Genomic DNA, 26,765 nt, shown 5'->3' with positions numbered 1-26,765 from the left:
CCGAGCAGGAGACCCATGGACCCCGCAGCGATACCCGTGCCGCCGCGCCTGCGCGAGCGCCTCACCGTGCCCGTGCTCGCCTTCGGCGGCATCCTCATGGCCGTCATGCAGACCGTCGTCGTCCCGCTCCTGCCCGACCTGCCCCGGCTCACCGGGGCGTCCCCGGCCGCCGTCTCCTGGATGGTCACCGCGACCCTGCTGGCCGGCGCCGTCCTCACCCCCGTGCTCGGCCGGGCCGGCGACATGTACGGCAAGCGACGGGTGCTGCTCGGCGCGCTCGCCCTGATGACCGCGGGCTCCGTGCTGTGCGCGCTGACCTCCGACATCCGGATCCTCATCGCCGCCCGCGCGCTCCAGGGCGCCGCCGCCGCGGTCGTCCCGCTCTCCATCAGCATCCTGCGCGACGAACTCCCGCCCCACCGCACCGGATCCGCCGTCGCCCTGATGAGCTCGACCGTCGGCATCGGCGCCGGGCTCGGCCTGCCGCTGGCCGCGCTCATCGTGCAGTACGCGAACTGGCACGTCATGTTCTGGGCGACCAGCGCCCTCGGCGCCGTCGGCCTGGGCCTCGCCTGGTGGGCGGTGCGCGAATCGCCCGTCCGCTCCCCGGGCCGGTTCGACGCCCTCGGCACCATCGGCCTCGCCGCCGGTCTGGTCTGTCTGCTGCTCGGCGTCTCCCAGGGCGGGCAGTGGGGCTGGGGGAGCGCGTCCGTCGTCGGCCTGTTCGCGGGCGCCGTGCTGATCCTCGGCCTGTGGTCCTGGCAGCAGCTGCGCTCCGCCGGGCCGCTGGTGGACCTGCGGCTCGCCGTCGGCCGCCGGGTCGGCCTGCCGCACCTCGCGGCGCTGCTCACCGGATTCGCCTTCTACGCCAACTCGCTCGTCACCGCACAGCTCGTGCAGGCCCCCGTGGCCACCGGATACGGACTCGGCCTGTCGATCGTCGCGACCGGTGTGGTCATGCTGCCCAGCGGCATCATCATGCTGCTCTTCTCACCGGTCTCCGCCCGCATCTCCACGGCGCGCGGCCCCCGCATCACCCTCGCCGTCGGCGGCGTCGTCCTCGCGCTCGGCTACGCGATCCGCATCGCCGACAGCACCGACCTGTGGGTGATCCTGGTCGGCGCCGCCGTCGTCTCGACCGGCACCACCCTCGCCTACTCGGCGCTGCCCACCCTGATCCTGCGCGCCGTCCCGGCCGGCGCGACCGCCTCCGCGAACGGGGTCAACGTGCTCATGCGCACCATCGGCCAGGCCGTCTCCAGCGCCGCGGTCGCCGCCGTCCTCGTGCACCACACGAGCCTGCTGGGCGGCGCCGAGGTCCCGACGCTGCACGGCTACCAGCTCGCGTTCACGATGGCGGGTACGGTCGCCCTGGTGGCCACGGCCGTCGCCCTGGCCGTGCCGTCCGACACCGGCCGGGAGCGGGCCGGGACGGGCGCGACGGCCCCGGTGGCCACCGCGAAGGGAGCCTGAGGAGATGACCACGGCGTACGCGGACGAGCGGGAGCCCGGTACCGGCCGGCGCGACGCCGAGGCGACGAAGGCGGCCATCGTCCGGGCCGCCCGCCATCTGCTCGCCCGGCACGCCCACGGCGACATCACGCTCAAGGCGGTCGCCGACCGGGCCGGCGTCAGCCCGCCGCTCATCCTCAAGTACTTCGGGAACAAGGACGCCCTGTTCTCCAGTGTCATGAACTTCGAGGCCGACGTGGAGGCGCTGCTCGACGCGCCCCTCGCCGGCCTCGGACCGCACATGGTCCGGTACGTGCTGACCGGCCAGGCCGAGCGCGGCGCCGACCCCATCCTGCGCATCGTGTTCGCCCCGCTGCACGGCGCGCAGGGCGACATCCTGCGCGCCAACTTCCGCGCCCAGGTCAGCGAACGCCTCGCGGCCCGGCTGACCGGCGCCGACGCGGCCCTGCGCGCCGAGCTCGCGGTGGCGATGCTGCTCGGCATCGGCGTGATGTACGGCATCGCCCGCGGCCCGCAGGTGCGGGCCGCGGACATCGAGGACCTGGTGCGCCGCTACGCCCCGGCGGTCCAGGCGCAGCTGGCGGCGTCACCGGGACGGGCCCCGGCTCAGCCGCACTGAACGCGCAGCGGCTCCCCGAACGCCACGACGGTCTCCGGTCCCCCGGCCCACCGGACCGTCACCTCCCCTTCGGTGACGGCCACCCCGGTCACGGCGTCCGCGAGCGCGGCGTCGGCCGGCTCCGCGCTCAGTGAGGCCAGCGCCACGAACACCGCGGTCCCCGTCACCTCCGCCGAGAGCCGCGGCACCCGCACCCACGGCTCGTACGCGGTCCCCTGCGGCGCGCGCACCGCGTCCCGCTCGCCCCACCCGTGCAGGCCGACCAGCTCCGAGGCCAGCACGTCCGACGCCCACCCGGTGAGGGTGACCCGCGCCCCGTGCGGCGCCCCGACGACCCGGTGCACCCGCAGCTCGTGCGCGCCGTGCGCCACGGTCACGCTCTCCACGCGCAGGCCCGGCACCATCGGTGGCCCGGACGCGAACACGGGGCGGTGCCACGACGCCGCCCAGCCCCAGCCGTCACCGTGGCCCGCGCCCTGCGGGTGGACCCGGCGCCGGACGCTGCCGACCCCGTCGACCTCGACCGAGAGGTGGTTGTCCCGGACGTTCGGCACGGCGGTCGGCCCGGTGTGCGTGGAGTACGCCTGGCGGCCGTACAGCGCGTCCTCCTGCGTGGCGAACTCGCCCTCGTGCGGCCGGACGTGGTCACTGCCGTGGTTGTGCAGGCGGACGATCCCGTCTCCTCGCGTCGACTGGATCAGCAGGCCCGGCGCGGGCAGCGCGAGCACCCGGTCGGGGCCCTCGCTCGGCGCGGGTTCCTCCGTCGCCGTCCACAGCGGGTCGCCCTCCGGCGCGAGCAGCGCCACGAACCCCTTCGACGCCCAGTACGGGGACGCAGGGCCCGAGTAGTTCTGCAGCGTCGCCTCGTGCGGACCGTGCCAGCCCAGGCTCAACAGCCCGTCGTCGGTGACCGAGCCGCGCTCCAGGAAGTAGCGCAGGTTGCCGCTGATCAGCCGGCGCGAGGTGCCGGGGGAGAGCGGTGTGTGCCCGGTGACCGCGCCGATGCCGACGGCCGCCGACGCCGCGAACCGGTACGTCAGCGACCGGCCGAAGTGGATCGGCGCGCCGTCCGCCCCGAAGAGGAGCGAGAACCCTTCCAGATGCTCGCGCAGCCGCGGCCCGAACCGGGCCGAGAGCGCCGCGTCGCCCGACAGGTGCGCGTGCAGCAGCGGATACAGGTGCAGCGCCCACCCGTTGTAGTGGTCGAAGGCCCGCCCGTCGCCGTCCGCGTACCAGCCGTCGCCGCGGTACCAGGTCTCCATGAGGTCGAGCGCCCGGTCGAGGGCGCGCGCCGTCGCCGCGTCGCCCCGGCCCACGGACTCCAGGAAGGACGCCACCATGAACGGGAAGAGGTACCAGTTGTTCGGCGCGGGTACGTGCGTGATCGAGCCGCGCAGCCACTTCTCGGCCCGGTCCTGCACATCTCCGTCGAGCCGGTCCCACAGCCACGGCCGGGTCAGCATCAGGCCGAGCGCCACCGACGCCGACTCGACCATCGGCTGGCCCTGGACGTGGTGGTCGAGGATCAGCGGCCACGACTCGGCGTCGTCCCGGCCGGGGGTGCGGGTGCCCGCCGTCAGGCCCTGCGCATAGCGCTCCAGCCAGCCGTGCGGGTCCTTGCCCTCGGCGCCCGCGACCCGGAAGCCGGCGGCGAGGAACGTCCGGGCGTAGCCCTCCAGACCGTCCGAGCGGACACCGGAACCGGAGGGCCGGCCCGGCAGGTCGAGCAGGGCGCCACCGGGCGTCGCCCACCGCCAGGCGGAGCCGAGGAGACCGTCGGCGACGGCCTCCCAGTGCGCCCGGGTGTATCCGGTGAACGGGCTCAGCTCCCGGTTCTCTGCGGGAAGTTCGAACGGGATGGTCATGCCAGGAACGCCAGCCTTTCGCGTCGTACGGGATGGGCGAATCCGTCGCCCGCGGCCCACCGGGCCACCTCGCCGACGGCGGTGTCGGCGAGCCTCTCCCACTCGCTGCCCTGCGAGCCGGCCAGGTGCGGGGTGATCAGTGCGTTGGGGCAGTCCCACAACGGGTGGTCGGCGGGCAGCACTTCGGGGTCGGTGACGTCGAGGACCGCGCGGATGCGGCCCGCGCGGACCAGCTCGGTGAGCGCCTCCTGGTCGACGACGGCACCGCGCGCGGTGTTGATCAGCGTGGCGTCCTGCCGCATCGAGCCGAGCAGCTCCCGGCTGACGAGTCCGCGCGTGGCGGGCAGCAGCGGCGTGTGCACGCTCAGCAGGTCGCTGCGGGTGAACAGATCGGGCAGCGGAACCCACTCCACGCCCAGGTCGGCCGCCTCCGCGGGGGAGACGTACGGGTCGTGCAGCAGGACCTCGAAGTCGAAGGGCCGCAGCAGTTCGACGACCCGGCGGCCGACCATCGACGCCGAGAGGAGGCCCACGGTGCGCCGGTAGTTGCCCACCTCGTGCGACGTGAGCAGCCAGTTGCCGCGCTCCCTGGCCTGCCGGAAGTCGCGGGCCCGCTCCAGGACGTGCTTGCCGTGCAGCAGGAGCATCGCGAGGGTGTACTCGGCGACGGGCAGTGCGTTCGCGGCGGCCGCCGACGACACCTCGACGCCCCGGTCCCAGCAGGCGTCGGTGACGTGCCCGCGCACCGAACCGGCCGCGTGCACCACGGCCTTGAGGCGGGGCGCCGCCGCCAGGACGTCCGCGTCGAGCGGCGGACAGCCCCAGCCGGTGACGAGCACCTCGGCGTCGGCCAGCAGCTTCTCGGCGCGCGGTCCGCTCAGGTCGTCGAGGGCGGGCAGCGGCGCCAGGTCGCACACCTCCGCCAGCGCGGTCAGCGACCGCTGGGTGAAGACGGCCTCGGCGGCCTGCGGCGACATGGCCAGCACCACGCGGGGCAGGGTCACTTGACCGCCCCCGCCGTCAGGCCGGACCGCCAGAACCGCTGGAGGAGGACGAACGCGAGAATGAGCGGGAGGACCGCGAGGAGCGAACCCATGATCACCACCGGGTAGTACTCGGGAGAGACGGACGCCTGGCTGTTCCACTGGTACAGGCCGAGGCTGACGGGATAGAGGTCCTGGTTCGACAGCATCACCATCGGCAGGAAGAAGTTGTTCCAGATCGTGGTGAGCTGGAAGAGGAAGACGGTGACCAGGCCGGGGCCCAGCATCCGCAGCGAGACCCGGACGTACGTGGTCAGTTCGCCCGCGCCGTCGACGCGGGCCGCCTCCAGGACCTCGTCGGGCACGTAGCCCTGGCTGAAGATCCGGCCCAGGTACACGCCGAACGGGTTGAACAGCACCGGGACGAACACGGACCAGAAGGTGTTGACGACGCCGGTCTCGGACGCGATCAGGTAGAGCGGCAGCGCGAGGACGGTCTGCGGCACCATCACGGCGGCGAGGACGAGCCCGAACAGCTTCTCCTTGTGCCGGAAGTGGTACTTGTCGAAGGCGTAGCCGCAGGCGACGCTGATCAGCGAGCCGAGGGCCGCGCCCAGGACCGCGTACAGCAGGCTGTTGCCGTACCAGCGGCCGTACAGGCCGTCGTCCATCGCGAACAGGTCCTTGACGTTCTGGACCGGGGAGAAGTCGCTGAAGGACAGGATGCTGCTGCTGAACAGCGCGTCGCGGGACTTGGACGCGGCGAGCACCAGCCACAGCACCGGCAGCAGCGTGTACAGGACGGAGATCACGACGACCGCGTTGACGGTCGCGCGGCCCAGCATGCGCGGGCGCAGGGGCCTGGTGCCCCTCGACTCGGCGATGGTCATCGGGCGTTCTCCTCGGACGAGTCGACGCGGTTGGTCCAGCGGGTCACGCCGTACGAGACGGCGATCGTGATGATCAGGAGGATCACCGACGCGGCGGCCGCGAGCGAGTAGTTGTTGCGGCTGAAGGCGGCGTCGTAGATGTACATGCTCGGCGAGAACCGGGTGTTGATCATCTGTGACGACTGGTGCAGCAGCATCGGTTCGGTGAACAGCTGGAGCGCCCAGATCAGCGTGAACATCGCGACCATGACGATCGAGGAACGTACGAGCGGCGCCTTGACCTGCAGTGCGGTGCGCACCGGGCCGGCGCCGTCGACGACGGCCGCCTCCAGGACCTCGCGGGGGACCGCTTGGAGGGCCGCGTAGAAGACCACCATGTTGTAGCCGAGGTTGCTCCACAGGGCGATGTTCACGATCGACGGCAGCGTGGTGTGCAGCCCCAGGAAGTCGACGGTGACGTCGGCCTTGCCGAGGGCCTCGATGACCGGGCTGATGCCGGGTGTGTAGAGGTACAGCCAGATCAGGGCGGCGATGATGCCGGGCACCGCGTGCGGCAGGAACAGGCCCAACTGGGCCCAGGAGCGCAGCCGTACGACCCCCGAGTCGAGCAGCAGCGCCAGCGCGAGGGAGCCGATCACCATCAGCGGGATGTAGATCAGGCAGTACAGCGCCACCGTGCCGAGCCCGGACAGGAACGTCGGGTCGGTGAGCACGGCGGCGTACGAGCGCAGGCCCACGAAGACCGTGCGCTCCGCGCCGAAGCCGAGGCCCGGCTGGTCGTCGCTGAAGAAGCTCAGCCAGGCCGCCGTCCCGACCGGGATCAGGAAGACCAGCGTGAGGAGGACGAAGAACGGGGCCATCAGGACGCCCGCGGCGCCGTTGCGGCGGCGCTCGGCCGCCCGTTGCGCCTTGCGCCGCAAGACGCCGTCCGCCCGCTGCGGGGTGGTCGCCGCCGAAGGGGCGTGGGCTGTCACGGTCATGGGGGTCACCTGCCTTTCGGGGTGCGGGCGGTCACGTGGAGTGCTGGGTGGTGGACAGGCCGAGCGCCTTGAGGTCGGGCATCGTGCCGTCCTGCGCGGCGCGCATCGCGTCGAGGAGCGTGCCCGAGCCGGCCCCGGCCCGGGCGAAGGCGTCCTGCATGACGTAGCCGGTGGCGGTCATGCGCGGACCCCACACCCAGCCGTCGCGGATCTTGTGGGCCTCTTCCTCGAAGAGCCGGTAGATGTCCTGGCCGCCGTAGTAGGCGCGGTCGAAGGCGGCGCGGCCCACCTCGACCAGTTCGGTCGCGGCCGGGTACTGGCTGCTCGCGCCGCTGGAGAGCCGCGCCTTGAGGGCGTCGGGGTGGGAGACCTGCCACTCGATGAACTCCATGGCGGCCTCGGGGTGCGTGCTGTCCTTGGTCACCGCGAACGTGGAGCCGCCGTGGGTGCCGAGCGACGGCCTGTCCGCGGTCCACTGCGGCAGCGGGGCGATCCGCCACTTGCCCTTCTGCTCCGGGCGCGCCTTCATCTGCGCCCCCGCGTCCCAGGCACCGCTGAGCCGGGTCAGGACCAGCCCGTTGCCGATCTGCGCGTCGTAGACCCGGGCGGTCTGCGAGTTGCAGTACACGAGGTCCTCGTCGATGAGGCGCTGCCAGTACGCGGCGACCTTGCGGGTCGGGGCGTCGGCCATGGACACGTTCCAGGCGCCCTTCGACGTGTCGAACCACTGGGCGCCGGCCTGCCAGCACCAGGAGGCCATCTGCGACATGCCGTCCGTGGGGAACGTGGCGAGCCTGCGGCCGCCGCCGATGCGGCGCACCTGGCGGGCCAGTTCGGCGTACTCGTCCCAGGTGGTGGGCACGTCGAAGCCGAACCGGTCGAAGAGGTCCTCGCGGTAGTGCATCACCATCGGCTCGATGTCGAGCGGCACGCTGTACGTGCGGTTCTCGAACGTCGTCTGGCCGAGCGACTGCGGCAGCAGCTTGGCCCGCAGGCCGTCGCCGACCATCGACGTGATGTCACGGGCGACGCCGTCGATCGCGAAGCCCGGCAGCTGCGGGTACTCGATGGTGGCGACGTCGGGGGCGTTGCCGGCCCGGGCCGCGTTGCTGAGCTTGAGATAGCCGCCCTGGGTGCCGGAGGGTATCTGCTCGAAGGCGACCTGGATGTGGTCGTGCGTCTTGTTGAAGGCGTCCACGACCTCCTGGCTGCCGCGCAGCGCGGACCAGAACGTGATCGTGGTCGTGCCTTTGCTGCCTGACGTGCTGCTGTTGCTCTGCGATGACGCGCCGCCGTCGGTGCTGCAGGCGCCCAGGGCGCCCGTCAGCGGCAGCGCGGTGATCGCGGCGAGGACGGACCGACGGCTCTGACGGCTCGGTCGACCAGGCATGGGCGCCTCCCGCGGCTCCTGCGTGTTCGAGTCACGGGAATACTGATCGGCTGAGCGGACCGGGTCAATAGATCGATCAGAAGAAAATGAATCGATCAAACGCTCATGGTGATGCCGGAGTTGAGGCGGCGGCCGGTGACTGCGTCGAACCGCGCACCTGCAGCGTCGGCAGCAGCTCCAGACGCCGGGCCGGATCCGCCCCGCCCGCGGGCCCCCGGCCCAGCCGCAGCAGCAGCAGCTCCGCCGCCGCCCGGCCGATCTCGGCCTTCGGCGGCGACACTGCGGTCAGCGGCGTGCTGCCGAGCCCCGCCACCACGTCGTCGTAGGCGATCGCCGAACAGTCCTCCGGGACCCGCACCCCGGCGTCCCGCAGCGACTGCACCAGCATCAGCGCGTCCACGTCGCCGTGCAGCAGCGCTGCGGTCGCCCCCGACTCGGCCAGGAGGGAGGCGAGTTCGATGGGCTGCTCGGCGCTCTCCGCCTCCGGGTCGGGAGCCGCGCCGGGGGCGCTCAGCGCCGTCGCCCAGGCGTCGACGTCCGGGTGCGCCGCCGCGATCTCGGCGAACGCGGCGCGCACCGCGCGCGCCGTCGGACTGTCGTCGCGCGCGGCGAGCACGATCCGCCGGTGCCCCAGGCCCGTGAGGTGCTCGACCGCGAGATGGACGCCGTACCAGTGGTCCGTGCACACCGTGTCCATGGCGTGCAGCGCGCTGCCGCGGCGCGGCCTGCGCTCCATCACCACCGCGGGCACCCCGAGCCGGGACAGCCACGCGTAGTCGGCCTCCTCCGTGGCGCTGCTGCGCCACCGCGGCGCGATCAGCAGCCCTCGCGCACCGTCCGCCAACGCCCGCTCCACGATGGGCTGTTCGGTGCCGGGCAGCGGTGGCGCGATGTGCAGCGCGATCCGGATCCCGGCCTCCTCCAGCGCGCTGCGGGCGCCGTGCAGCGCCTCGTAGAGATAGGCGTGCCGCTCGGGCACGACGACCGCGACGGGGCCGCCGTCGGCCGTCGGTTCGGCGGGCGCGGTGGTCAGGGCCGCCGCGGGCAGCACCGGGCGGGCCACGCCGTGGCCGCGGCGCAGCTTGCCCTCCCTGGCCAGCTCCTCGACGTCGCGGCGGAGCGTCACCACCGACACCGCGAGTTCCGCCGCGAGATCGCTCACCCGGGTCGCGCCGCGCGACTGCACCACGGCGAGGATCCGCTGCCGCCTGAGATCGACCGGTTCGCGCATGCTGAAGGCCCCCTCGCAACCCGCTGTTCGTTTGAGCGCTTCACTGAACGCTTCGGCGGCAGCATAACCAGCGGGTCGCGGGCGGGGTCAGTCCTCGGCGGTATTCGGTTCGGGCGGGACGTCGTCGAGGACGATGCCGAAGTGCTGGTCGTAGGCGTCGAGCACGGAGGCGTCCGTGGGGAGCTCGACGCGCGTGCGGTCCTCGCCCGTCGTCGTGGTGAGCGTATGACCGCTGAGGGTGATCCGTCCGCCGACGGTGAGCAGGGAACAGACCAGGGACCGGGTGAAGTGCGAGTCGGGCGACGTGCGGTGGTACCAGGCACCCGCCTCGAAGTCCCGCAGCTCCCGCGGCCGTTGATCCAGCAGGTACTGCGGGTCGCCGTCGCGCAGCACCAGCAGGTCGCCGTCGGTGGCCTCCTCGATCCGGAAGGTGCCGCCGGGGTCGGGCTGGTCACCGCGCTCGTCGAACACCAGCGGATAGTGGGTGTGCGTGCCGAAGCCGATGTCGGCGAGCAGGTCGGGCCCCTCGGCCGTGCGCACCCGCAGCGCGAGGTGGTCGTACGGGATGCCGAGATGGCCGTCCTTGCTCGCCACCCGCGCCTGCATCAGCGTCACCTCATAACCGAGGGCGTGCAGGAGCGCGGCGAACGCGCCGTTCAGTTCGTAGCAGAAGCCGCCGCGGTGCCGGTCCACGAGCTTGGCGACGAGCGCGTCCGCGTCGAGCAGCACCTCCTCGCGCAGGTGCACGGAGAGGTTCTCGAACGGCACGGTCCGCAGGTGCGCGAGGTGCAGGGCGCGCAGCGCGTCGGTGGTCGGCGCCGCGGGGCGCTCGGCACCGATGCGGCGCAGATAGGCGTCGGTCCGAAGGGAATCCATGGGGCAATTGTCACCGATGCCCGACATCCTGCCCCGGTCTGACCGGGAGCTCCCGCACGCTGTTGCCCACGAAACCGGTGTGGGCCGGCAACTCCTCGTCCGGCACCGCCAGATCCAGGTCGGGGAACCGGGTGAACAGCCGCTCCAGCGCGGTCGTCGCCTCCAGCCGGGCGAGCGGGGCACCCAGGCAGTAGTGCGCCCCGTGGCCCAGCGACAGATGGCGGCCCCGCGCGGGCCGGGTGAGGTCGAAGCGGCCGGCGTCCGGGCCGTGGGCCGCCGGGTCGCGGCCCGCGCCCGAGTAGCCGGCGAGCACGGGGGTGCCGCGCGGGATCACGGTGCCGCCGACCGTGAGGTCCCGGGTCGGGTAGCGGAACGGGAAGTAGCTCACCGGGCTGTCCCAGCGCAGCGTCTCCTCCACGACGTCCGACCAGGTCGCCCTGCCCGCCGTGACCAGGGCGAGCTGGTCGCGGTGCGCGCACAGGGCGCGCACCGCGTTCGTGATCAGGTTCAGCGTCGTCTCGTGACCCGCTATCACGAACAGGATGAGCGTGCCGATCAGCTCCTCCTGGTCGAGCCGGTCGCCGTCCGCCTCGCGGGCCGCGATCAGGGCGCTGGTCAGATCGTCGCCGGGCGACGCGGCGCGGGCCGCCGCCACCTGGGCGAGCAGCGTCACCATCTCCTTGTTCGCGGCGAGCGCCTCCTCGGGGCTGGTCCTGGTGGACACGACCTGGCTCGACAGGTGGTGCAGCCTGCCCCTGAACTCCTCGTCCACCCCGAACAGTTCGCAGATCACCCGCATCGGCAGCGGCAGCGCGAAGTGCTTGCGCAGCTCGACCACGCCGTCGCCGCCGGCCGCGTGCCGGGCGACGCCGTCCAGCAGCTCGTCGGTGAGCTGCTCGACCCGCGGGCGCAGCTCCTCCACCCGGCGCGCCGTGAACGCCCGGCTCACCAGCGACCGCAGCCGCCGGTGGTCGTCCCCGTCGGCCGTCGTCATCCCGCGCACCGTCGCGAACGTGCGCAGCGGCCACCCCGCCGGTATCCGGTCCTCGGCCAGGGCCGCGAAGTGCCGGGCGTCCTTGGCGACGTCGGGATGGCCGAGGAACTCCTTGAGCGCCTCGTGCCCGAGGACGACCATGCCCGGCACCTCGCCGGGCAGCACCACGGGCGCCACCGCGCCGCCCGCCAGCAAGCGGGCGTTCAGCGCGTGCGGGCAGCCGCCCGCCGGGTCGATGCGGTGCGGCGGACGTGCGGACGGCGCGGGGGAGGGCGTGGTCAACTCGGACTCCTGGCAGGTCGGTCGGGCACGTCGGGCACGGGTTCGGTGAACTGCGGGGCCCCTACGGCGTATCGGGGTCCAGTCCGAGATCGTAGATGCGGTCGAGCAACCACGCCTCGTTCCCCGCGAGACCCGCTTTGAGCAGTGCCTCGTCCGCCTCCGCGATCGGCACGGCGAGGACGGACGCCGTGGCGGGTGGCTCGGTGCCGGAGAGCGCGGCGCGTGCCGTGTGCAGCAGCCGCAGGCACGCCTGCGCCGCCGCCACCTCGTGATGCTTCGTCTGCTGTCCGTGCCTGTTGGAGTTCCTGGTCCCGTTCATGCCTCCACTCTTGCGCACGGGTCTGACAATCCCTCGCCAATGGGGCGGGACTACGCTGCGGGGAACCGAGGACGAGGAGGGATCCGCTTGTCGTCGCACGCACTGCCGCTGTTCGATCCCGCGGCGGGGCAAGGCGTCCGCCAGCTCACCGAGTTGGGCCTGGCGCTGGTGCTGTCCACGCTGATCGGCGCGGAGCGCGCCGTGCGGCAGAAGAGCGCGGGCCTGCGCACGCACACCCTGGTCGGTGTGGGCAGCGCCCTGTTCATGGAGGTGTCGCAGCACGGCTTCAACTCCGTGCTCGGCATGGACGGTGTCGCCTTCGACCCGTCCCGGGTCGCCGCCCAGATCGTCTCCGGGATCGGCTTCATCGGCGGCGGACTCATCTTCGTGCGCAGGGACGCCGTACGCGGCCTCACCACCGCCGCGACCGTCTGGCTGACCTGCGCCATCGGCATGGCCTGCGGAGGCGGGCTCCCCCTGCTCGCGATGGCCGCGACCGCCTGCCACTTCCTGGTCGTCCGCGGCTACCCGTGGGTGACGCGCCGCGTCCCGGCACTGACCGCCGAACGCCGCTCGGGCCTGCACCTCGCCTATCAGGTGGGCAGCAGCGTGCTGACCCGCGTCCTGGAGGAGTGCACGAGCCGCGGCTTCCGGGTCGTCGAGGTGCGCACCGACCGGACCGAGTGGGAACCCGGCCCCGGCCGGCGCGGCACCATGGCGGTGCGGATGGAGATCGAGGGCGCGGCCGGCGTCCCCGAACTGGTCGCCGTGCTGGCCGAGGTGGACGGGGTCCTGGACGTGGCGGCCCTGGCGTCGGCCGCCGACGACTGAACCGCGCACCCCAGGTCAGCCGGTCCCGCCGTCCCCGTGCCAGGCCCGCCACGGCGCCGCGTACGCGCCGTCCGCCGCCACCAGGTCGGCGCGCGGCCCGAGTTCGGTGAGGCGGCCGGACTCCATCACCGCCCCAGGGGCATCGTCCGGTGCCGCATGCTGGCCGGCCACGCGTTGCCCCGCCGATGGCGAGCAGCACACCGCACCACCCGTAGAGGGCGGGGCGCACCTTACGAGGTGCGCCCCGGCCCTCGGTGGTGGTTCAGCGGCGCGTGAGGTGCAGCCGCAGCCCGCGCGGCATCAGCGTCAGCCGCTCGGTGATCCGCAGCTGGTAGCCGGGCTCGGCGGACAGGTCGTAGCGGCGGAGCAGCAGGCCGAGCACCAAGGTGGCCTCGTGCAGGGCGAACTGGCGGCCGATGCAGGCGCGGGCGCCCGTGCCCCACGGCTTGAAGACGTGTCCCGGACGGGCCCGCACCGCCTGCGGCGCGAACCGTTCCGGGTCGAACGCCTCGGGGTCGCCGCCCCACGCCGCGGGATCGCGGTGCAGCATCGTGGTCAGGACGAGCGCCCACGCCCCGCGCCGCATCGGGTGCGTCCCGCCGAGCGTGGTGTCGGCGACGGCCTCGCGGGCGAACGCCGGCGCCGTCGGCCACAGCCGCAGCGACTCGTCCAGCACCCGCCGCAAGTAGCGCAGTTTGGCGACCTGTTCGTAGGCGGGCACGGGCGCGTCGCCCCAGACCCGGTCGACCTCCTCCTGGGCCTTCGCCAGGACGTCCCGGTGCTGCGCGAGGTAGTGCAGGGCGAAGGAGAGCGCGCCCGAGGTCGTCTCGTGGCCCGCCACCAGGAAGGTGATCACCTGGCGGCGGATGTTCTCCGGTGCGAGCCGCTCACCGGTCTCCGGGTGGGCCACCTCCAGCATCCGGTCGAGCAGGTCGCCGGGGCCGTCTCCCCCGGCGCGCCGGGCGGCGATCACCTCGTCGACGGTGCGGTTCAGATAGGCGCGGTCGGCCGCGTTCCGCTTCTCCGCGCCCCGCAGCAGGCCCGACAGCAGCGGCGGCACGACGTTCCGGCGCTGCGCGAACGACAGCGCGCCCACCATCGCGGTCACGAAGGGGTGCAGCTGCTCGCGCTCGAACGACTGGAAGTCGTGCCCGAACCCGGTCCGCGCGATCGTCTCCAGGGTCAGCTTCGTCATGTCGCCCGGCACGTCCACCGGCCGCCCGGCCGCCTCGCTCGCGTCCCACGCGGACATCAGCTGCCCGGCCACGTCGAGCATCAGCGGGTGGTAGCCCTCCATCGCCTCGCGGCTGAAGCCGGGGGCCAGGATGTCGTGCGCCAGCTGCCAGTTGGGCTCGTGGTTGTACGCGGTGAACAGTCCGTCGCCCGCCACGGGCCGCAGATTGGCCACCCCGAGCCCGACGTGCTTCGCGAACCGCGACTCGTCGGCGAGCTCCGCCGCGAGGTCCGCGCCCCAGACGAAGACGATCTCCTTGCCGAACGCCTTGCGGCGGAAGATCGGCCCGAGCTCGGCGGCGATCAGCATCGAGTCCTGCAGCGGTGTGCGGACGTTGGTGCCGACGACGTCGCCGATCAGCGGCACCCGGCGCGGCGGGTGCGGGATCCGGTCCAGGCGCGGCCAGCCCTGCTCGGCACTGCGAAAGCCCCGCGGCAGGGCACTGCCCGCCGTCTCCGTCACCTGCGCCATCGTGCCCATCTCCCTTGCGCCACCGGCTCGTTGGGTCCGCCGGAACACCTTGTTAGACGTGGATTCAATAATGCGCCACAGTCTGGGCCTGTTGTTGAACTCACGTCAAGTAAGCGGGGGAACCCCAGTAGGGTGCGGCCATGGATGCGGAGCGCGGGGGAGTGCGGGCGGCTGGGGAGCGGACCCGGCGCAGGCTGAGTACGCAGGAGCGGCGGGAGCAACTCCTGTCCGTGGGTGCCAGGCTGTTCGCCCAGGACCCCTACGACGACGTGTGGATCGAGCAGGTCGCCGAGATCGCGGGCGTCTCGCGCGGGCTGCTCTACCACTACTTCCCGACGAAGCGGGACTTCTTCGCCGCCGTCGTGCGCCGCGAGAGCGAGCGGATGCTCCGGCTGACCGCCGCGGTTCCCGGCATTCCGGTCCGCGACCAGCTCGGCACCGGGCTCGACACCTTCCTGGAGTACGTCGCCGCGCACGCGCACGGATTCCGGGCCTTCCATCGCGCCGAGGCGGCGGGCGATCCGACCGTGCGTGCCGTGTACCGGGAGGGCCTCGCCGCCCACGAGGAGCAGATCATGGCCGCCCTGGCCGCCGATCCGCAGACCGTCGGGCGGCTCCCCGAGGGGCCCGCCCTCCGGCTGGCCGTACGCGGCTGGCTGGCCTTCCTCGTCGCCGTCTGCCTGGACTGGCTGGACGAGCCGGAGCTCACCAGGGAGCAGGTGCGGGACCTGTGCGCCCGGGCGCTGCTGGGGGCGATCGCTTCCTGAGGTCCTGAGGTCCTGAAGTCCTGAGGTCCTGAGGCCGTCCGGCATCACAAGGTCGTAAGGAAAACTTGCAAGGCTTCCTGTCGAACTCGTACGGTGGACCCATGCCAGGAACGCAGGGACCCGCGGCCGCCGAGCCGCCCACCGAGCGGATCGCCGCCGATCTCGCCACCGTCGTCGGACGGCTCTCGCGGCGGCTGCGCACCGCGTCGCCGGACAGCCTGCTCACCCCGACCCAGCGCACGGTCCTCGCCCGCCTCGACACCGAGGGCCCGGCCACCACGGCCGCCCTCGCCCGCTCCGAGTACGTCCGGCCGCAGTCCATGCGCCTCACGCTCGGCGCCCTGGAGGAGCAGGGCTTCGTGGCCCGCAGCCCCGACCCGACCGACGGCCGGCAGTCCGTCATGTCGATCACCGACAGCGGCCGCGCCACCCTCGCCTCGGTCCGCGCCGCCAAGCACGGCTGGCTCGCCCAGGCCCTCGCGTCGGAGCTCGACGCGGACGAGCGCCGCACCGTCGCCGAAGCAGCCGCGCTCCTGGAACGGCTGGTGCAGAAGTGACCGGTGACGCGGGTGACACGGCGACCCTGGTCGCGACGTCGCCCGCGCGCACCGGATTCAGCGTCCGGCTCACCGCCCCGCTACTGCTCGGCTCGCTCCTGAACCCGCTCAACACCACGATGATCTCCACCGCCCTGGTGGCGATCGGGCACCACTTCGGGATCGGCGCCGCCGACACGGCCTGGCTGATATCCGTCCTCTACCTCGCGAGCGCCGTCGCCCAGCCCGTCCTCGGCAAACTCGCCGACGCGATCGGCCCCCGCCGCGTCTTCCTCGCCGGCCTCGTCGTGGTCTGCGCCTCCGGAGTCGTCGGCGCCCTCGCCCCCGCGTTCGGCTGGCTCGTCGTCTCGCGGCTGCTGCTCGGCATCGGCACCTCCGCCGCCTACCCGGCCGCCATGGCCGTGCTGCGCGACGAGGGCCACCGCGTGGGGCGCCGCCCGCCCCGGCCCGTCATGGCCCGCCTCTCCTTCGCGGCGCTCGGCAGCGCCGCCGTCGGCCCGACCCTCGGCGGACTGCTCGTCACGGTCGTCGGCTGGCGCGGCATCTTCGCCGTCAACGTCCCGGTCGCCGTCGTCGCGTTCGTCTGCGCCCTGATCTGGATCCCGGCCGACCCGCCCCGCCGCACCGGAGCGGACCCCGCGCCGCGGCTCGCGCTCGACGTCCAGGGCATCAGCCTCTTCGCCACCGCCCTGACGGTCCTCGTCTTCTTCCTCCTGGACCTGTCGCCCCCCCTGTGGTGGCTGCTCGCCCCGTTCGGGGTGCTCGCGGCAGGACTGCTGTGGTGGCAGCTGCGCTGTGCGGCTCCGTTCATCGACGTGCGGATGCTCGCCGCGAACGGCCCCCTCGCCCGCACCTACCTCCGCCACGGCCTGAGCTATCTGCTCATCTACATCGTCATGTACGGCTTCACGCAGTGGCTGGAGGAGGGGCGCGGCTACTCCTCCGGGCACACCGGACTGCTGATGCTGCCGATGTCCGTGGCCGCCCTGGTCTGCTCGCTGCTCGGCGCCCGCACCCGGGGCATCCGCGCGCCGCTCACCGTCGCCTGCGTGCTGCTCACCGCGGGCGCGGGGCTGCTCACCCTGGTGTCGGGAAGCACCCCGCTCGGCGTCCTTCTGCTGGCCGGCGCCTGCTTCGGCATCCCGCAGGGGCTCATCGGCACCAGCAACCAGGCCGCGGTCCAGGAGTACGCGCCCGCCGCCGACATCGGCGCCGCGGCCGGCCTCCAGCGCACCGCCCAGTACATCGGCGCGATCACCGCGTCCAGCCTGATCGCCCTCGCCTACGGGCAGCGGGCCGACGACGCGGGACTGCACCTGATGGCGGGGGTCTCGGTGGTCCTCGGCGTCCTGCTCGTCGCCCTGACGGTGACGGACCGGGCCCTGCGCCGCTCCACGGCGTGAGACCTCAGCCCTCGCGGGGCGTCAGGAACAGCCCGCCCTCCGGCTCCCGGTGCCCGTCGGCGGTGTGCCAGTAGTCCCGGGTCTCCACGGCGAGCCCGGCGTCGTCGAACCGTACGAACACGCACCCGGCCAGCGTCGTCGGCCGGCCGTCCTCCTCGGCGAGCACCCGGAACTCGGCGACCGCGACCCCGCCGGGGCCCACCACCGGCTCCCCGAACCGCACGTCGACCGGCCGTTCGTCCACGAACGACCAGCGCAGGTACTCGCCCAGGGCCGCCCGGCCCCGGTGCGGTGCGCGGAACGGCATGGACCGGTGCACGCAGTCCTCCGCGTAGAGCGCGAGCAGCGCGTCCACGTCGTGCCCCGCCCACCCCGCCTCCCACGCGGCGACGAACCGCCGCGCGGCCCGCCCGGTGTCGTCGTGCGCCTGGTCCATGGCCGTCTCCCGCCTGCCGGTTGCGGGTGACGCTACCCGACGGTCAGGCGGTGGGCGGCGGCTGCTGGGCCCGCTCCAGGAAGCGCAGCAGCTCCACGGGGAACGGCAGCACCAGCGTCGAGTTCTTCTCGGCGGCGACCGCCACCACGGTCTGCAGCAGCCGCAGTTGCAGCGCGGCCGGCTGCTCCGACATCACCCCGGCCGCCTCGGCCAGCTTCTTCGACGCCTGCAGCTCCGCGTCCGCGTTGATCACCCGCGCCCGCCGCTCCCGGTCCGCCTCCGCCTGCCGCGCCATCGACCGCTTCATCGTCTCCGGCAGGGAGACGTCCTTGATCTCGACCCGGTCGATCTGCACGCCCCAGCCCACGGCCGGACTGTCGATCATCAGCTCCAGACCCTGGTTGAGCTTCTCCCGGTCGGAGAGCAGGTCGTCGAGATCGCTCTTGCCGATGATGGAGCGCAGCGACGTCTGCGCCATCTGCGAGACCGCGAACCGGTAGTCCTCGACCTGGATCACCGCGTTCGCCGGATCCACGACCTTGAAGTAGACGACCGCGTCCACCCGCACCGTGACGTTGTCCCGCGTGATCCCCTCCTGCGCGGGCACCGGCATCGTCACGATCTGCATGTTGACCTTGCGGAGCCGGTCGACCCCCGGCACGACGAGCGTGAACCCCGGTTCGCGCACCCCGCCGGACAGCCGCCCCAGCCGGAGCACGACGCCCCGCTCGTACTGCTTCACGACGCGGGCCGCCGCCGCCACGTACACCAGGCAGGCGGAGACCACCCCCGCGCCCGCCAGCACCAGTTCCTGGACCATGGCGACCCCCAGATGTCTGAGTCATCCAGATATCCAACGATATGCCCGTCGAGGGTCCGCGGTCGAGGGTCCTGGCTCGCCGCCGGCGCGGGTGCGGATCACTCGGCGTCGTGGAAGACCAGCCCCAGCGTGTGGCGGCGTCCGGAGCGAACGGTGCTCACGCCGTGCCGCATCGGACCGTTCGCCCAGCCGCGCACCGAACGCACCGGACGGTCACGGGTGGTGAACACCAGCGCGTGCCCCTGGAGCAGCGTCGTCGAGAAGCCCCGCGACTGCGCGCGGGCCCGCTGCTCGGTCATCAGGAACTCGCCGCCGCGGTAGTCGGCGCCCGGCTCGTCCAGACCGATCACGACCTGCAGCGGGAACACCAGCTCGCCGTACAGGTCCCGGTGCAGCGCGTTCCAGTCCCCGGCGCCGTAGCGCAGCAGGATCGGGGTCGGCCGGGTCTGCCCCGCCGCGCGGCAGCGCTCCGGCCACGCGTCGAGGGTGTCCGGCCACGGCGCGGGCCGGTTCAGGCGCCGCGCCCACTCCCGCGCGATCGGCAGCAGCCGCGGATAGAAGGCCGCGCGCAACTCCCGTACGAGGTCGGGCAGCGGATGGTCGAAGTAGCGGTACTGCCCCCGGCCGAACCGGTACCTGGCCATGTCGATCGTCGACCGGAACCGCGCCACGTCGTCGTAGAGCGCGCTGACGGACCGGCACTCGGCGGGCGTGAGCACCGGCCGCGGGGTCAGGGCGCTGCCGAACTCGTCCAGCTCGGCGGTGAGTTCGGCCCAGTCGACGGCGTCGATCCGCCGCAGGGCGGGGGTGGTGGTCGCGATGCTGGTCATGGGTGCGGTCCTCTTCTTGTTCTGGTTCTTGTACCCCAGGCGGCCCGGCAGCCGGCTGCGTCTTCGGTTCAGGGCAGCGGGAGTTGGGGCTGCAGGGCCCCTTCGAGCACCAGCAGCTGTTCCTTGCGGGCGACTCCGGCCGCATAGCCCTTGAGGGTGCCGTCGGCGCCGATGACGCGGTGGCAGGGGCGGACGATCAGCAGCGGATTGCGGCCGATGGCCGCGCCGAGCTCGCGCACCTCGCCGCGGGGGACGCCGAGCCGCTCGGCGAGGGCGCCGTACGTGGTCGTCCTGCCGTACGGCACCGACTCCAGGGCGTCCCACACCCGGCGCTCGAAGGCGTCGCCGCTCGGGGCGAAGGCCAGCTCGAAGGCGGTGCGGCGGCCGTCGAAGTACTCCGCCAGCTGCCGGGCGGCCGGGCCGAAGGCGTCCGGCGCGTGCCGCCATCCGGCGCGGACGCCGGCCCGCCCGCACTGACCGGGCAGCGACAGCGACACGAGCGCCGTGCCGCCGGGCGCCCGCTCCGACTCCACACCGACCAGGAGCATGTCGCCCAGGGGTCCGGGGAGCGTGGCGTACAGCAGGTCGGCGGGCGGCTCGGCGGGCGTGCCGGTGGCCGTGCGGGTGGTGTCTTCCGTGGTCCCGTTCCTGTTCATGACTCCAGCGTGGTCGCGCGCGGGACCGGGTGCTGGCGGGATTCGGACGCGGTGTCCCGTGCGGTAGTGTGACCGGGCCCAACAGCGCCACGAGGAACGAGGAGGTGAGTCCGATCACCGCTGTGTCAGGTCGGGAGCTCCCTTCTTCCGTCGCGCTTCCCGCCCGCTCGGTCTGAGCGGGACGGCGGCCGTACGGCGACCGGGAGCCCCCCAGGTGTACCGAGAGGTCTCCCCGAGCATGTCGCTTCATCCGCGTCCGTCCCTCCCGTCCCCCCTGCTGTCCGCTGCCGAGGTCGTGGCGGTCCTGCGCGCCGCCGGCTGCGTGTTCGCCGAGGACGAGGCCCGCATCCTGCTGTCCACCGCACGCGACGCCGCCGAACTGGCCGCGTTCGTCGAGCGCCGCGCCGCCGGACGGCCGCTGGAACACGTCGTCGGCTGGGCCGAGTTCTGCGAGCTGCGGATCGTGGTGGACGACGGGGTGTTCGTGCCGCGCCGCCGCACCGAGTTCCTGGCCCGCCGGGCCGCGGCACTGACCCCGCCCGACGCGGTCGTCGTCGACCTGTGCTGCGGCACGGGCGCGGTCGCCGCGGTGCTCGCCGGCCGCCGCCCCGCCGCCCTGCACGCCGCCGACCTGGACCCGGCCGCGGTGCGCTGCGCCCGCCGCAACGTCGAACAGCATGGCGGCCAGGTCCACGAGGGCGATCTGTACGACCCGCTGCCGGCATCGCTCAGGGGCCGGGTCGACATCCTGATCGCGAACGGCCCCTACGTCCCGACGGACGACGTGCCGCTGCTGCCGCCCGAGGCCCGCGACCACGAGCGGCGCATGGCGCTCGACGGCGGGGCCGACGGCCTCGACGTGCTGCGCCGGGTGGCGGCCGGGGCGCCCGACTGGCTCGCGCCCGGCGGCCACCTCTTCGTGGAGACCAGCGAACGCCAGGCCGCCGACGCCGAGGCGGCGGTCCGCGCCGCCGGTCTCGCCGCCCGGGTCATCGAGGACGACGACCTGTACGCGACCGTGGTCATCGGCACCCGTACCCGTCGCTGACGTCGGGGTTTGGGGCCCGGCGTGGCCGGTACCCGGCTCGGACCCGGCACCGGTACCGGCACCGCTTCGGAGAGGGGCTCCGCCATGACCGACCACACCCGCACCACCACCCCCGTGCACGGCTACGGGCCCACCGCGGTGGGCGTGACACTCAGCGCATGCGCCGCACAGGACGCCGCGACGGTCTTCGCGGTGCTCTGCGCGGCGTACGAGACGGACCGCGGCCCCGACGACCGGCCCGCCGAGGACGCCACGGTCTGGCTGACGACGGTCGACGTGACGCCCGAGGCACCCCGCCCCGCGCCGACCCTGCTGACGGCCCCCGTCACGGCGGACCTCCAGGGCGGCCACGACGCCCTGGACCACCTCCGCGCGACGCTCGACGCGGCGTTCGAGGTGACGGAGACCTCCGCCACCCCCGGCGACCAGGAGCACGCCGTGGAACTGCGCCTGACGGGCCGCGCCTAGGGCCTGCCGTCAGGCGCAGTCTCCCGCACCGCCCGGGTCAGGCGGCCTCGTACGACACCCGCACCTTCTCGAACCCCAGGGACTTCAGCAGCCCCCGGAGCATCTCGGTGGTGTTGCGCTCGGCCCGGCCGGTCAGATCGCTGTCCCGCGCGGCCTCGCCGATGTGCCGTGCGGCGAGCTCCCGCACCGCACGCTCGTCGTTCGGATTGTCCGAGAACAGGTCGCCGAGCCGGTCGAGCAGCCCGCGCTGCTTCGACACGGCGTAGGAGCGCTCGGTGTCGAGCGCGGGACGCGCGAGCCGCGCGTGCGGCAGCCGCAGCGTCGCCGACGTACGGTCACCGTTCACCCGCACGTCACCGTCGCCGACCTTCCCCAGATCCACGTACGCGTCCACCGAACCGGCCCCGACGTACAGGGTCCGGGTGCCGCGGATAGCGTCCGGCAGATACTTGGCGTCCTTCTCCAGGTCGACCACGACCTGGAAGTTCCCGGACGCCGCGTCGTAACGGCTCAGATCCCGCACCGACTTGAGCAGCGCGGGTCCCGACCGGTCGTGCGTCTCGGTGCCGAAGACGCCGTCGAGCCTGTTCAGCAGACGCAGTCCGGTGAAGACCAGCGCCAGCACGACGACGAGCACCACCACGGCTTTTGCCCACCGGGGCAACAGAAGAGCCCTCGACCTCATGAGGGAAACCTCCTTCCCATGGAGGTCGGGTTCCACCGTATCCGCTGATCACGCCTTCGGCAGCGACCCCGGCGCCCGCACGGGCCGGTCACCCGACACCCGGGACCACCACACCCCCTCGCCGCGCGTGAGCCCCGGCAGCGCCAGTTCCACCTCGCGCACCCGGCGTGCCGTCAGCTCCCCGGTGACCACCCACGACTCGGTGCCGCCGGTCGTCTCCCCGAACTCGGCGCCCAGGGAGGCGAGATGGGCGGTCACCGCCGCGAGCGCGTCCAGGGGCACCTCGACCTCGAAGGCGTGGACCGGTTCGTAGACCTGCGTCCCGGCCCGTTCCACCGCCTGCCGCAGCACCATCGCGGTCACGGTGCGGAAGTCCCCCGCCACGCTGACCGGCGAATCGAACCCCGAGCGGATCAGGGTGACGTGACAGTCCGTAACCGGCCAGCCCGCCGGGCCGCCGGCCCCGGCCAGCGTGGCGTGCACCGTGTCCTCGATCGCCTGGTGGAACGCCCGGGGGAGCGCGCCCAGTTCGGTCTCGTAGGAGAAGACGCGGCCCGAGCCGTGCGGGCCGGGACCGACGCGCAGGCCGACCGTCGCGGGCAGCCCGGTCACGCTGTGCCGGCCCATCTCCTCGACGGCCTCCCCCGTCCCCACGGGTCGCTCCACGCAGCGCACGCGAGTCGGTTCGAAGACGGCGTCGATGCCGAACTCGTCGGCGAGCGTGGCCGCGACGACCTCCTTCTGCACCTCCCCGTAGAGCAGGAGCGACGTCGCGCCGTCGGACGCCGGGCGGGCGTGGATCAGCGGGTCCTGGTCGGCGAGTTCGAGGAGGGCGGCGCGCAGTGCGGCGCCCTGGCCGGGGCGCACCGCCCGGGCCACCGTCTGGAGGGTCGGCGGCGCGAACCGGGCGCGCCCGTCCCGGAGTTCGCCGAGCCGGTCGCCCACGCGGAGGCCCGCGACGCCGCGCACCTCGGCGATCTGCCCGGGCCCCGCGACGTCACCGCCGGCGCCGACGACCCGCAGTCCGGTGATCCGTCCGGCGATCCGCTCCGTGCCGCCCTCGGCGTCCCGGCGCAGGAACGTCGCCTTCTGCCGGGCCCGCACCTCGCCGTCGTACAGGCGCAGCGAGCCGATCCGCTCGCCCGCGGGTCCGCGCCGTACCGCGAACACGGTGCCGGACGGCAGCGCCGAGGCGTCCGCCTTCCCAGCGGGCGGCACGAACTCCCGCACCGCGTCGATGAGTTGGCCGACGCCCTGCCCGCCGATGGCGGAACCGAACAGGACCGGGTGGACCGCCCCGGCGGCGGTCCGCGTGGTCAGCGCGGCCCGCACCGTGGCGGTGTCCGGCGCGGGGCCGTCGACCAGGGCCGCGAGGATCGAGTCGTCCACCTCGGCGACGGTCTGCGCGGCCGACGCGTCCAGCGGGCGCGGCAGGACCGTGGCGTCCGGCGTGCCCGCGCCCCGTACGTCGGCGAGCGGCACCACGTGCGGAGTGAGCCTGCGCCGGATGTCGTCGAGCAGCGGAGCGACCCGGGCACCCGCCCGGTCGATCTTGTTCACGAACACGAGCGTGGGCAGCCCGAGCCGCCGCAGCGTCTTGAGCAGCACGCGCGTCTGCGCCTGCACGCCCTCCACCGCGGAGATCAGCAGGACGGCCCCGTCGAGCACGTCGAGGGCCCGCTCGACCTCGGCGATGAAGTCGGAGTGGCCGGGGGTGTCGACGAGGTTGATCTGGGTGTCGCCGACGGTGAACGCGGCGACGGCCGTGCGGATCGTGATGCCGCGCTGCCGCTCGATCGCGCCGGTGTCGGTACGGGTGTCGCCGCCGTCGACGCTGCCGAGCCGGTCGATGGCGCCCGTGTCGAACAGGAGCCGCTCGGTGAGGCTGGTCTTACCGGCGTCGACGTGGGCGAGAATGCCGATGTTCAGGGTCGTGCGTGCCTGCGGGGTCTGCATGGATGGTCGAGTCCTCGAAAACGATGGTCCGGCGGGGTCGCTGAACTGCTTCGAGGAATCGGCGCATTCCGTTCTCCTGCTCCGGCGAGGGCTGTGACCCGCCTATGGTGCGCAGCGGGTCACCGGCCCGCGCAACTCAATTTCCCGCAGGGGCGAACCGGCGCACGTACCGCTTCTGCCAGGGCGTCTCCACGGCGTGCCGGTCGTAGTGCTCGCGCACGTACGCGACCGCCTCCGCCGGTGGCACGCCGTCCAGGACCGCGAGGCACGCGAGCGCCGTTCCCGTCCTGCCGCGCCCGCCGGCGCACGCCAGCTCCACCCGCTCGTCGGCGCACCGCCGCCACGCCTCGGCCAGCACCGTGCGGGCGAGCGCCGCGTCGGCCGGCAGCCGGAAGTCCGGCCAGCGCAGCCAGGCCGACTCCCAGTCCGTGGGCGGCGGCGGGGACCCCAGCAGATAGATCCCGTACGCGGGGGACGGGCCGGGCGGCAGCGGTCGCCGCAGGCCGCGCCCCCGCACCAGCCGCCCTGACGGCAGTCGCAGTACTCCGGGTCCGGCCGCGTCCCACGTCATCGGACCTCCTGGGCGGCCGACAGGAGGAACGCGGCGAGGCGCCGCGCCCGGCCGAACGCGTCGGGGAACACGTCGAGCCCGTCCGACACCAGCGCGCCCTCGTGCAGCAGCATCAGCGAACGGCCCAACTCCCGTGCCGCGTCCGGTGACACGTCCTGGGCGAGGCGGGTGAACAGTTCCAGCATCCACTGCTTCTGCCCGGTGATCACCGCGTACGCGGGGTGCGCGGGATCGCTGATCTCGGCGTGCGCGTTGACCATGCTGCACCCCTTGCCGCTGTGCTCGGCCATCCACTCCCGGGAGGCGTCGAAGACCGCCAGCACCCGGTCGACGGGGGAGAGCCCGGCCGGATCGTGACGAGCGGCGAGGTAGGCGCGCCAGCGGGCGTCCCGGGTGGCCAGGTAGTCGACGACGATCTGCTCCTTGGAGCCGAACCGGTCGTAGAGCGTCTTCTTCGTGACGCCCGCCTCCGCCGCGATCAGATCCACGCCCACGGCGTGGATGCCGCGCTCGTAGAACAGCCGTGACGCCGTCTCCAGGACGCGGCGCGCGGCCGGGGTGAGGTCGGGGCGGTCCGGCTCGACGGCCGGCGGGGCTGAGCTCGTCGTCGTACGCATGCCCCCAGAGTAAACCGATCTGTATAGTGGGGCCATGTAGACAGATCTGTATACCCGAGGTGCCCCGAGGTGGTGGCCGCACCATGAACGTCCTGCTGTCCGTCGGCTTCGTCGTGACCTGGAGCTCCGGCTTCATCGGAGCCAAGCTCGGCGCCGGCGAGGCCAGTGCCGTGACCACGCTGATGTGGCGGTTCCTGCCGCTCGCGCTCGTGCTCGTGGTGGTGGCCGGCCGCACCTGTCTGCGCACCCTGTCGGCGCGCGACCTGGGGCGGCAGGCCGTCGTCGGCGCCCTCTCGCAGAGCGGATACCTGCTGACCGTCTACTGCGCGATCCAGCTCGGCGTCTCCAGCGGCACGACCGCGCTCATCGACGGCACCCAGCCGCTCGTCGCGGGCGCACTCGCCGGACCGCTGCTGCGGCAGTACGTCACCGCGCGCCAATGGCTCGGCCTCTGCCTCGGTGTGGCCGGCGTCGCCGTCGTCACCACCGCCGACGCGACGGCGGTCACGGGGGTGGCCTGGTGGGCGTACGCGATCCCGTTCCTCGGCATGCTGTCGCTGGTCGCGGCCACGTTCGTGGAGAGCCGCTCGCCCACCCGTGTCGAACCGCTGGCCGCACTGACCGTGCACTGCGCCACCAGCGCCGTGGTCTTCACCGGCCTGGCCGTGCTCGTCGGCGGGGTCGAGCCGCCCGCCGCGCCCTCCTTCTGGCTGGCGATCGCCTGGCTGGTGGGCCTGTCGACGTTCGGCGGCTACGGCCTGTACTGGCTCGTGCTGCGCCGGCGCGGGCTGACCCAGGTCAACACCCTGATGTTCCTCATGGCGCCGGTGACGGCGGTGTGGGGAGCGCTGATGTTCGGCGAGCCGTTCGGCGTACGGACCGCGCTCGGGCTCGGACTCGGCCTCGCGGCCGTCGTGGTGGTGCAGCGCGGCGGACGCGGGCGACGGCCCGGGGCTGACGCCCGCGGGCCGTCGTCGGTCGACTCCGTTCCTACGTCCGGGTCTCGCGAGCGCTCTTCGCCGCCGAGCCCGTGCACATGAGGCCGAGCGCGAGGGCGAGACCGCCGACGATGACGTTGTTGAGGATGACGCCCGTGTCGGGGCTCGACCCCACGACCCACGGGGAGACGATCATCCAGGCGCCCATGGCGCACATGGCCCAGCTCAGGCCGTACATGCGGGCGGGTGCGACGGTGAACCCGAGTCCCAGCAGCGCGATCGCGATGCCCATGATCAGGTTGTGCGTCGCGAGCGAGGGCTGGCTGCCGGAGAAGTGCACCGCCCAGGGGGAGAAGGCGCAGTAGAGGCCGAGCAGGAACACCGGCCCGTCCACGAGCGCCCCTTCGCGGCCACCGAGCACGCGCGCGTACCGGTCCCGCATCTCGGAAGCATCGGGGTGACCTGCGAGGTCGCCCCTGTGGTGGGAAACGTCGGCCATGGCTATCGACTCCTTGGTTCGTGAGTCCGACCGCGTCGGCGCGACGGGGCCGCCGAACCGGCGGCGAGGCCGCGCA

At 73.3% G+C, this 26,765-nt stretch carries 29 protein-coding genes; 9 read left to right on the top strand and 20 right to left on the bottom strand.

Annotated elements, in window-relative coordinates; genetic code table 11:
- Window positions 1-15: 15 nt before the first annotated feature.
- Window positions 16-1,473 (top strand): MFS transporter, encoded by a 1,458-nt coding sequence (locus RBJ77_RS38675; protein ID WP_372349234.1) that lies wholly within the window; start codon window positions 16-18, stop codon window positions 1,471-1,473.
- A gap of 4 nt (window positions 1,474-1,477) precedes the next feature.
- Window positions 1,478-2,092 (top strand): TetR family transcriptional regulator, encoded by a 615-nt coding sequence (locus RBJ77_RS38670; RefSeq protein ID WP_372349233.1) that lies wholly within the window; start codon window positions 1,478-1,480, stop codon window positions 2,090-2,092.
- Here the strand turns inward: RBJ77_RS38670 and RBJ77_RS38665 are convergent.
- The 9 genes from RBJ77_RS38665 to RBJ77_RS38625 all read right to left on the bottom strand — a co-directional run bounded on the left by RBJ77_RS38665 (window position 2,080) and on the right by RBJ77_RS38625 (window position 11,902).
- Window positions 2,080-3,957, bottom strand: coding sequence for a DUF2264 domain-containing protein (locus tag RBJ77_RS38665; protein WP_372349232.1), 1,878 nt, complete (start codon window positions 3,955-3,957; stop codon window positions 2,080-2,082). The two genes, RBJ77_RS38670 and RBJ77_RS38665, sit on opposite strands and share 13 nt — an antisense overlap.
- Window positions 3,954-4,934 carry a hydroxyacid dehydrogenase gene (locus RBJ77_RS38660; RefSeq protein ID WP_372349283.1) on the bottom strand — a complete coding sequence of 327 codons (981 nt, stop codon included), beginning with the start codon at window positions 4,932-4,934 and terminating at the stop codon, window positions 3,954-3,956. The genes RBJ77_RS38665 and RBJ77_RS38660 overlap by 4 nt, the downstream gene beginning before the upstream one ends.
- Before the next feature lie 23 nt (window positions 4,935-4,957).
- Window positions 4,958-5,830, bottom strand: coding sequence for a carbohydrate ABC transporter permease (locus tag RBJ77_RS38655; protein ID WP_372349231.1), 873 nt, complete (start codon window positions 5,828-5,830; stop codon window positions 4,958-4,960).
- Complete coding sequence (locus RBJ77_RS38650; protein WP_372349230.1) at window positions 5,827-6,810, bottom strand: carbohydrate ABC transporter permease; 984 nt, start codon at window positions 6,808-6,810, stop codon at window positions 5,827-5,829. Before RBJ77_RS38650 ends, RBJ77_RS38655 begins: the two co-directional genes overlap by 4 nt.
- A gap of 31 nt (window positions 6,811-6,841) precedes the next feature.
- Window positions 6,842-8,200: an ABC transporter substrate-binding protein gene (locus tag RBJ77_RS38645; protein WP_372349229.1), complete on the bottom strand. Its 1,359-nt coding sequence runs from the start codon at window positions 8,198-8,200 to the stop codon at window positions 6,842-6,844.
- Window positions 8,201-8,303: 103 nt separating this feature from the next.
- Window positions 8,304-9,431, bottom strand: a complete 1,128-nt coding sequence (locus tag RBJ77_RS38640; RefSeq protein WP_372349228.1) for a substrate-binding domain-containing protein — start codon at window positions 9,429-9,431, stop codon at window positions 8,304-8,306.
- A gap of 87 nt (window positions 9,432-9,518) precedes the next feature.
- A complete protein-coding gene (locus RBJ77_RS38635) occupies window positions 9,519-10,307 on the bottom strand; it encodes an arylamine N-acetyltransferase (protein WP_372349227.1) in 789 nt (262 codons plus the stop codon).
- 10 nt (window positions 10,308-10,317) lie between these two features.
- Window positions 10,318-11,583, bottom strand: coding sequence for a cytochrome P450 (locus RBJ77_RS38630; protein WP_372349226.1), 1,266 nt, complete (start codon window positions 11,581-11,583; stop codon window positions 10,318-10,320).
- A 61-nt stretch (window positions 11,584-11,644) separates the two neighbouring features.
- Entirely contained in the window at window positions 11,645-11,902 is a 258-nt protein-coding gene (locus RBJ77_RS38625) for a hypothetical protein (protein WP_255966820.1), read from the bottom strand.
- A gap of 87 nt (window positions 11,903-11,989) precedes the next feature.
- Here RBJ77_RS38625 and RBJ77_RS38620 point away from each other — a divergent pair, with 87 nt between their 5' ends.
- On the top strand, window positions 11,990-12,733 hold the full coding sequence (locus RBJ77_RS38620) for an MgtC/SapB family protein (RefSeq protein ID WP_372349225.1): 744 nt from the start codon (window positions 11,990-11,992) through the stop codon (window positions 12,731-12,733).
- A 15-nt stretch (window positions 12,734-12,748) separates the two neighbouring features.
- On the opposite strand, the gene RBJ77_RS38615 is transcribed toward RBJ77_RS38620, so the two are convergent.
- A complete protein-coding gene (locus RBJ77_RS38615) occupies window positions 12,749-12,904 on the bottom strand; it encodes a hypothetical protein (protein WP_372349224.1) in 156 nt (51 codons plus the stop codon).
- A 91-nt stretch (window positions 12,905-12,995) separates the two neighbouring features.
- On the bottom strand, window positions 12,996-14,438 hold the full coding sequence (locus RBJ77_RS38610) for a cytochrome P450 (RefSeq protein ID WP_372349223.1): 1,443 nt from the start codon (window positions 14,436-14,438) through the stop codon (window positions 12,996-12,998).
- A gap of 140 nt (window positions 14,439-14,578) precedes the next feature.
- Here RBJ77_RS38610 and RBJ77_RS38605 point away from each other — a divergent pair, with 140 nt between their 5' ends.
- From RBJ77_RS38605 to RBJ77_RS38595, 3 genes are all read left to right on the top strand, one after another.
- On the top strand, window positions 14,579-15,205 hold the full coding sequence (locus RBJ77_RS38605; protein WP_255966830.1) for a TetR/AcrR family transcriptional regulator: 627 nt from the start codon (window positions 14,579-14,581) through the stop codon (window positions 15,203-15,205).
- A gap of 101 nt (window positions 15,206-15,306) precedes the next feature.
- A complete protein-coding gene (locus RBJ77_RS38600) occupies window positions 15,307-15,762 on the top strand; it encodes a MarR family transcriptional regulator (RefSeq protein WP_372349222.1) in 456 nt (151 codons plus the stop codon).
- Entirely contained in the window at window positions 15,759-17,165 is a 1,407-nt protein-coding gene (locus tag RBJ77_RS38595) for an MFS transporter (RefSeq protein ID WP_372349221.1), read from the top strand. Before RBJ77_RS38600 ends, RBJ77_RS38595 begins: the two co-directional genes overlap by 4 nt.
- A 4-nt stretch (window positions 17,166-17,169) precedes the next feature.
- Here RBJ77_RS38595 and RBJ77_RS38590 read toward each other — a convergent pair whose 3' ends face one another.
- The 4 genes from RBJ77_RS38590 to RBJ77_RS38575 all read right to left on the bottom strand — a co-directional run bounded on the left by RBJ77_RS38590 (window position 17,170) and on the right by RBJ77_RS38575 (window position 19,907).
- Entirely contained in the window at window positions 17,170-17,601 is a 432-nt protein-coding gene (locus RBJ77_RS38590) for a nuclear transport factor 2 family protein (RefSeq protein WP_372349220.1), read from the bottom strand.
- A gap of 43 nt (window positions 17,602-17,644) precedes the next feature.
- Window positions 17,645-18,421 carry a slipin family protein gene (locus RBJ77_RS38585; protein ID WP_372349219.1) on the bottom strand — a complete coding sequence of 259 codons (777 nt, stop codon included), beginning with the start codon at window positions 18,419-18,421 and terminating at the stop codon, window positions 17,645-17,647.
- A gap of 98 nt (window positions 18,422-18,519) precedes the next feature.
- Window positions 18,520-19,251: a 2OG-Fe(II) oxygenase gene (locus tag RBJ77_RS38580; RefSeq protein ID WP_372349218.1), complete on the bottom strand. Its 732-nt coding sequence runs from the start codon at window positions 19,249-19,251 to the stop codon at window positions 18,520-18,522.
- A gap of 68 nt (window positions 19,252-19,319) precedes the next feature.
- Complete coding sequence (locus RBJ77_RS38575; RefSeq protein WP_372349217.1) at window positions 19,320-19,907, bottom strand: methylated-DNA--[protein]-cysteine S-methyltransferase; 588 nt, start codon at window positions 19,905-19,907, stop codon at window positions 19,320-19,322.
- 238 nt (window positions 19,908-20,145) lie between these two features.
- On the opposite strand from RBJ77_RS38575, the gene RBJ77_RS38570 reads away from it, so the two are divergent.
- Together RBJ77_RS38570 and RBJ77_RS38565 are read left to right on the top strand one after the other, a co-directional pair.
- Complete coding sequence (locus RBJ77_RS38570; protein WP_372349216.1) at window positions 20,146-20,955, top strand: putative protein N(5)-glutamine methyltransferase; 810 nt, start codon at window positions 20,146-20,148, stop codon at window positions 20,953-20,955.
- Window positions 20,956-21,039: 84 nt separating this feature from the next.
- Entirely contained in the window at window positions 21,040-21,423 is a 384-nt protein-coding gene (locus RBJ77_RS38565) for a hypothetical protein (RefSeq protein ID WP_372349215.1), read from the top strand.
- 37 nt (window positions 21,424-21,460) lie between these two features.
- Here RBJ77_RS38565 and RBJ77_RS38560 read toward each other — a convergent pair whose 3' ends face one another.
- The 4 genes from RBJ77_RS38560 to RBJ77_RS38545 form a co-directional block, all read right to left on the bottom strand.
- Complete coding sequence (locus tag RBJ77_RS38560) at window positions 21,461-22,108, bottom strand: DUF4230 domain-containing protein (RefSeq protein WP_372349214.1); 648 nt, start codon at window positions 22,106-22,108, stop codon at window positions 21,461-21,463.
- Window positions 22,109-22,156: 48 nt separating this feature from the next.
- Window positions 22,157-24,064 (bottom strand): tetracycline resistance ribosomal protection protein Otr(A), encoded by a 1,908-nt coding sequence (gene otr(A), locus RBJ77_RS38555; protein ID WP_372349213.1) that lies wholly within the window; start codon window positions 24,062-24,064, stop codon window positions 22,157-22,159.
- Between the two features lie 136 nt (window positions 24,065-24,200).
- Complete coding sequence (locus tag RBJ77_RS38550) at window positions 24,201-24,635, bottom strand: protein phosphatase (protein ID WP_372349212.1); 435 nt, start codon at window positions 24,633-24,635, stop codon at window positions 24,201-24,203.
- Window positions 24,632-25,252 carry a TetR/AcrR family transcriptional regulator gene (locus RBJ77_RS38545; RefSeq protein WP_372349211.1) on the bottom strand — a complete coding sequence of 207 codons (621 nt, stop codon included), beginning with the start codon at window positions 25,250-25,252 and terminating at the stop codon, window positions 24,632-24,634. Before RBJ77_RS38545 ends, RBJ77_RS38550 begins: the two co-directional genes overlap by 4 nt.
- An 83-nt stretch (window positions 25,253-25,335) precedes the next feature.
- Between RBJ77_RS38545 and RBJ77_RS38540 the strand changes: the two genes are divergently transcribed.
- Window positions 25,336-26,292: a DMT family transporter gene (locus RBJ77_RS38540; protein WP_372349210.1), complete on the top strand. Its 957-nt coding sequence runs from the start codon at window positions 25,336-25,338 to the stop codon at window positions 26,290-26,292.
- Here the strand turns inward: RBJ77_RS38540 and RBJ77_RS38535 are convergent.
- The gene (locus tag RBJ77_RS38535) at window positions 26,243-26,689 is read right to left on the bottom strand and encodes an SPW repeat protein (RefSeq protein WP_372349209.1); all 447 of its coding nucleotides are present in this window, start codon (window positions 26,687-26,689) and stop codon (window positions 26,243-26,245) included. The genes RBJ77_RS38540 and RBJ77_RS38535 overlap by 50 nt on opposite strands.
- Between the last annotated feature and the right edge of the window lie 76 nt (window positions 26,690-26,765).

The organism is Streptomyces sp. KL116D (assembly GCF_030766975.1).
Lineage (GTDB): Bacteria > Actinomycetota > Actinomycetes > Streptomycetales > Streptomycetaceae > Streptomyces > Streptomyces longispororuber_A.
Note: the sequence above shows the minus strand (reverse complement) of the source record. Positions and strands in the feature narration are given on the sequence as shown.